The organism is Streptomyces sp. 4F14 (assembly GCF_048159485.1).
In the GTDB taxonomy this organism is placed as follows: Bacteria; Actinomycetota; Actinomycetes; order Streptomycetales; family Streptomycetaceae; genus Streptomyces.
The window spans coordinates 1-6,809 of record NZ_JBLRVY010000062.1 but is presented as its reverse complement, the minus strand read 5'-3'; the positions used below and the strand labels follow the sequence as shown (position 1 = coordinate 6,809).

1 protein-coding gene is annotated in these 6,809 nt (G+C 69.6%); it reads right to left on the bottom strand.

Features of this window, described 5'->3' with window-relative positions; translation table 11 throughout:
• A partial coding sequence (locus ACLZOT_RS49565; RefSeq protein ID WP_416975921.1) for an SDR family NAD(P)-dependent oxidoreductase occupies positions 1 to 6,611 on the bottom strand: 6,611 nt, incomplete at its 3' end.
• Positions 6,612 to 6,809 lie beyond the last annotated feature (198 nt).

Below are 6,809 nucleotides of genomic sequence, written 5' to 3'. Positions count from 1 at the left end.
ACCAACACCGTGCCGTCACCGACAAGACCACCAGCAACAGGCCGCATCAACGCCCCCGCATCCGGACGGGCCAGCCGACGCACCAGCACCCTCCCCTCCCGCACCGCGAGTTCAGGCTCGTCACCACCCGCCAGCCCCACCACCACCGGCACATCCGCAACCAACGACTCCACATCAGCCAGCACCAACCGGCCCGGATGCTCCGACATCGCCGAACGCACCAGACCCCACACCGCCGCACCCGCCAGATCCGGCACATCCTCCCCAGCCCCAGCCGCCACCGCACCACACGTCACCACCACCACACGACACCCGCCCAACCGCTCCTCCGCCAACACCTCCCTCACCACACCCAGCACACGACCCGTCAACACCCTCGCACCCACACCCCGATCACCCTCCACCAACCCCACACACGGAACCACCACCACATCCGGCACACCCGCCCCCACCAGATCAGCCACCCCCGCATAACACGACGCCCCCAGCCCATCGGCACCAACCACCGCCCACGACCCAGCCGGAACCTCGTCCCCAACACCGGGCAACACCGTCCAGTCCACGCTGAACAGCGACCGCTGCTCACCCCCGGACTCCAGCAGTTCCGCCCGCACTGATCGCAGCATCAGCGAGTCCACCGACAACACCGGAGCACCGGTGTCATCAGCCGCACTCAGGCTGAGCACCCCGTCGTCAATGGCCGACAACCGGACCCGCAACGACCGTGCGCCCGACGCATGCAACGACACACCGCTCCACGCGAACGGGAGCCCACCCTCACCCCCCGCAGGCAGGAACGCAGCAGCGTGCAGGGCGGCGTCGAACAACGCCGGATGGATCCCGAACTCCCCCGCCAGCTCCACCGCCCCCTCCGGCAGCCGCACCTCAGCGAAGACCTCCTCACCCCGCCGCCACACCGCCCGCAACCCCCGGAACACCAGCCCGTATCCATAACCCGCCTCGGCCAGACCGTCGTAGAGATCGTCCACCGGCACCGACACCGCTCCCGCCGGCGGCCATGCCGCGTCCTGCCACACCGGCACGGCAACCCTTGCCGCAGTCAGCGTTCCGTCGGCGTGCCGTATCCAGCCCACCTCCGCGCCCGTCTCCTCCGGCCGGGAGTAGACACTCACCGCACGACGACCTGACTCCGCCGGCGCTCCGACCACCACCTGTACCTGCACAGCCCCGTGCTCGGGCAGCACCAACGGCCGCTCCAACGCCAAGTCCTCCAGGACACCACACCCGACCTCGTCACCAGCCCGCACCAGCAGTTCCACGAACGCGGTGCCCGGCACGACCACCACGCCACTCACCGTGTAATCGGCCAGCCAATCGTGCGAGGCCAGGGACAGGCGGCTGGTGAACACCACACCCTCACCACCGGCCAACTCCACCGCCGCACCCAGCAACGGATGACCCACCGACACCAACCCCATACCCCGCGCGTCGCCAGCCGCAGCCCGGGGGCGCGGCCAGTACCGCTCACGCTGGAACGCGTACGTCGGCAGATCCATCACCGAACCCCGGCCCACTATCGCGGACCAGTCCACCGGAACGCCCCGGGTGTGCAACCGGGCCACAGCAGCCAACAACTGCCCGGATTCGCCCTCACCCCGCCGCAACGTCCCCGTCACGACCGCCGCCGGATGAGACTCGAACAGCGTCTCCTCCAGACTCGGAGTCAACACCGGATGAGGACTGACCTCCACGAACACCCCGTGACCAGCCGCAGCCAGCGCACGGGTCGTGTCCGCCAGCCGCACCGTCTCCCGCAGATTCCGATACCAGTACCCCGCACCCAGCTCACAGGTATCCATCAGCCCACCGGTCACGGTGGAGTAGAACGCGACGCTTCCCTCCACCGGCGCGATGTCCGCCAGCGCTTCGGTCAGCTCCGCCTCGATCTGCTCCACGTGCGCGGAGTGCGACGCATAGTCCACCTCGACCCGGCGAGCCCGGAAACCCTCCACCCCACCCGCCACGACCAGTTCGCCCAGCGCCTCGGGGTCGCCGGACACCACCACCGACGACGGCCCGTTCACCGCCGCAACCGACACCCGCCCCTCCCACCGAACGAGCAGCAACTCCACCTCAGCCAGCGGTAGTCCCACCGACACCATCCCACCCCGCCCCGCCAGTGACCCGGCGATCATCCGGCTGCGCACGGCGCTGATCCTGGCCGCGTCCTCCAGTGAGAGTCCGCCCGCCACACACGCCGCCGCGATCTCCCCCTGCGAATGCCCCACCACCGCAGCAGGCGTCACCCCCACCGACTCCCACAGGTGCGCCAACGACACCATCACCGCCCACAACACCGGCTGCACCACATCAACCCGCCCCAACACCTCCTCGTCCCCCAACACCTCCAACAAATCCCACTTCACGAACGAGGCCAACGCCTGAGCGCACTCCCCCATCCGCCCCGCAAACACCGGCGAAGCAGCCAGAAGCCCCTGCGCCATACCCACCCACTGCGCACCCTGACCCGGGAACACAAACACCACACCCTGCTCACCGACCAAGCCCTGACCAACCCTGCCGGTCACCACTCCGGCACCCGGCTCCCCGGCCGCAAGCCCGCTCAGCCCAGCGAGCAACTCGTCCCGATCGGTGCCCAGGACCACTGCACGATGCCCCAGACTCGCCCGGGTCGACACCAGTGCCGCACCCACCTCCACCGGATCCAGATCCGGATCCATCTCCACATGCGCCGCAAGCCGCCGCGCCTGCTCCCGCAACCCCCACTCCGACCGCGCCGACAACACCCACGGCACCACCGGCGCAACAACATCCGCACCGGAGGCCGGTTCGAACTCAGGAGCCTGCTCCAGGATGAGGTGGGCGTTGGTGCCACTGATCCCGAACGAGGACACCCCCGCCCGCCACGGCCGGTCCACCACCGGCCACGGCTGTTGTTCGGTCAGCAACTCCACCGCACCGGACGACCAGTCCACCTCCGTGCTCGGCGCATCCACGTGCAAGGTGCGGGGCAGCACACCCCGCTGCATCGCCAGCACCATCTTGATCACACCGACAACACCGGCAGCCGACTGCGTGTGACCGAAGTTGGACTTGACCGATCCCAGCCACAGCGGGCGATCCGCCGGCCGGTCCTGCCCATAGGTGGCCAGCAGGGCCTGGGCCTCGATCGGATCCCCCAGCCGAGTGCCGGTGCCGTGCGCCTCCACGACGTCCACCTCGGCCGCAGTCAGACCGGCGCTGGCCAGTGCTTGCCGGATCACGCGCTGCTGGGAGGGACCGTTCGGTGCCGACAGCCCGTTCGACGCACCGTCCTGATTGATCGCCGAACCCCGCACCACCGCCAACACCCGATGACCCATACGCCGGGCATCCGACAGCCGCTCCACCACCAACAACCCGACACCCTCAGACCACCCCGTACCATCGGCCGACGCAGCGAACGGCTTGCAACGGCCATCCGCAGCCAACCCGTCCTGAACGGCGAACTCGGCAAAGATCTCCGGCGTGGCCATCACCGTCACGCCACCGGCCAACGCCATCGAACACTCACCGGACCGCAGCGCCTGCGCGGCCAGATGCAACGCCACCAGCGACGACGAACACGCCGTATCCACCGTGACCGCAGGACCTTCCAACCCCAGCGTGTACGCGATCCGCCCCGACAACACGCTGCTCGCACCACCGGTGAGCCGGTATCCGTCCAGTTCGTCCGAGGCGCTCCCGACGGTCTCGTATCCCGAACCTGTCCCGCCCACGAAGACCCCGGTCCTGCTGCCCTTCAGCGTGTTCGGGTCGATCCCTGCCCGTTCCAGCGCCTCCCACGACGTCTCCAGCAGCAACCGCTGCTGCGGATCCATCGCCAACGCCTCACGCGGCGAGATCCCGAAGAACCCCGCATCGAACTCCGCCGCGTCCTCGATGAACCCGCCCACCCGGGCGAAACCGTCACCGACCAGATCCCAGCCCCGATCCGCAGGAAACTCACCCATCGCATCAACCGAGGACACCACCACATCCCACAACTGCTCCGGCGACGACACCCCACCCGGGAACCGGCACCCCATCCCGACAATCGCGATCGGCTCGTCGACCGCCGCCGTGGTCACCGGCGTTGCCGGCGCAGCCTCGACCGTGCCCAGCAGCCGCTGCCGCAGGTAGGTGGCCAGCCGCGAGGCGGTCGGGTAGTCGAATGCCAGCGTCGCGGGCAGTTGAAGACCCGTCGCCGTCGCCAGCCGGTTGCGCAACTCCACCGTCGTCAACGAATCGAAACCGATGTCCCGCAACACCCTCTCGGGATCTACGACTCTCGCGGAGGCGTGTCCCAGAACGGTGGCGACATGACCACACACCAGATCCAGAAGCAGCCGCTGCTGATCAGCAGTGGTCAGACCGGCCAACCGCCCGGCCAGACCGGACCCGTCCCGTTCACCCGCACGGGCGACCGATCGGACCGAGCCGGCACCCACCAGGCCCCGCAACAACGGCAGCACCGGTTCGGCCCCGCCGTGCCGTGGCAGTTCGAGCCCGACCGGGACCAGATACGCCTCCGGACGTCGGCAGGCCAGATCGAACAACGCCAACGCCTCCGCCGTCGGCATGGCACGCACTCCGGCCCGGCCGAACCGGGCGTGGTCGGTGTGGCCCAGACGTCCGGTCATGCCGCTGGTGTCGGCCCACCAGCCCCACGCCAGCGACGTCGCCGGCAGTCCCTGCGCGTGCCGGTGCAACGCCAGCGCGTCCAGGAACGCGTTGGCCGCGGCATAGTTGCCCTGCCCCGGAGCACCGGAAGTCGCCGCGAAGCTTGAGAAGAGCACGAACGCGGCCAGGTCCAGCCCGGCGGTCGCCTCGTGCAGATACCACGCCGCATCCGCCTTCGGACGCATCACGGCATCCACCCGCTCCGGCGTCAACGACGTGACCGTCCCGTCGTCCAGCACACCCGCCGCATGGATCACCGCCGTCAACGGATGCTCCGCCGACACCCCGGCGACCAACTCGGCGACGGCGTCCCCGTCGGACATGTCGCAGGCCACCACGGTCACACTCGCCCCGACCGACTCCAGTTCAGCCACCAGTTCCGCCGCACCGGGGGCGTCCGGCCCACGACGGCTCACCAGCAGCAGATGCCGTACGCCGTGCCGGTCGACCAGGTGCCGCGCCAGCAGACCACCCAGCGTGCCGGTCCCACCCGTGACCAACACCGTGCCGTCACCGACAAGACCACCCGGAACACGCAACACGATCTTGCCGACGTGCTCGCCCCGGCTCATGAACCGGAACACCTCCGGCGCCTGGCGCAGATCACGCACCATCACCGGCAACCGGTCCAGTACCCCCTCCGCGAGCAACCCCACACACTCCGCGAGAATCCGCCCGAGCCGCTCCGGCCCCGCCGCGGGCAGCAGGTCAAACGCCTCGTACCTCACCCCCGGACACGCCGCGGCCACCGCACCGGCATCACGGACGTCCGTCTTGCCCATCTCCACGAACCGGCCACCGGCACGCAGCAACCGCAGCGACGCGTCCACCAACTCGCCCGCCAGGCTGTTCAGTACGACGTCGACGCCCTCACCACCGGTCGCGGCCAGGAAACGTTCCTCGAACTCCGCACTCCGTGACGACGCGATGTGATCCGGAGCCACCCCCATCGCCACCAGCACGTCGTGCTTGGCCGGACTCGCGGTCGCGAACACCTCCAGCCCCAGATGGCGGGCGATCCTCACCGCCGCCATCCCCACACCACCGGCAGCGGAATGAATCAGCACCCGTTCACCCCGCCGGGCCTCGGCCACATCCACCAGCCCGTACCACGCCGTCGCGAACACCACCGGTACCGCCGCCGCATCAGCGAACGACCACCCGTCAGGAACCGGAACAAGAGTGCGGTGATCAGCAACCGCCACGGGCGCGAACGCGTCCGACAGCACGCCCATCACCCGATCACCCGGAACGAACCCCGTCACACCCGGACCGACCTCCGTCACCACCCCGGCGCCCTCACCGCCCACAGCCAGACTGCCGGTAGCCACCACGCCCAGAACGACCAGCACATCCCGGAAGTTCAGCCCCGCGGCCCGGACCTCCACTCGAACCTGACCGTCCGCCAACTCCGCGGCCCCGCCGGTGTTGGGTACGAACGCCAGGCCGTCCGGTGTCCCAACGACCTCGGCAGCCAGTCGCCACCCGTCACCCGCAGGCAGGGTCAACGCCCCGGCATCCGGGCGGGCCAACCGCCGCACCAGCACCTGGCCCTCTCGGAGGGCGAGTTCAGGCTCGTCACCACCCGCCAGCCCCACCACCACCGGCACATCCGCAACCAACGACTCCACATCAGCCAACACCAACCGGCCCGGATGCTCCGACATCGCCGAACGCACCAGACCCCACACCGCCGCACCCGCCAGATCCGGCACATCCTCCCCAGCCCCAGCCGCCACCGCACCACACGTCACCACCACCACACGACACCCGCCCAACCGCTCCTCCGCCAGCACCTCCCCCATCACACCCAGCACACGACCCGTCAACATCCGCGCATCCGCACCCCGATCACCCTCCAACAGCCCGACGCAGGGAACCACCACCACATCCGGCACCGGCACACCCGCCTCCACCAGATCAGCCACCCCCGCATAACACGGCGCTCCCACCGCCCCCAGCCCATCGGCACCGACCACCGCCCACGACCCAGCCGGTGCCTCGTCCCCGACACCGGGCAACACCACCCACTCCACACCGAACAACGACCGCTGCTCACCCCCGGACTCCAGCAACTCCCCACACACCGATCGCAGCATCAGCGAACCCACCGACACCACCGGAGC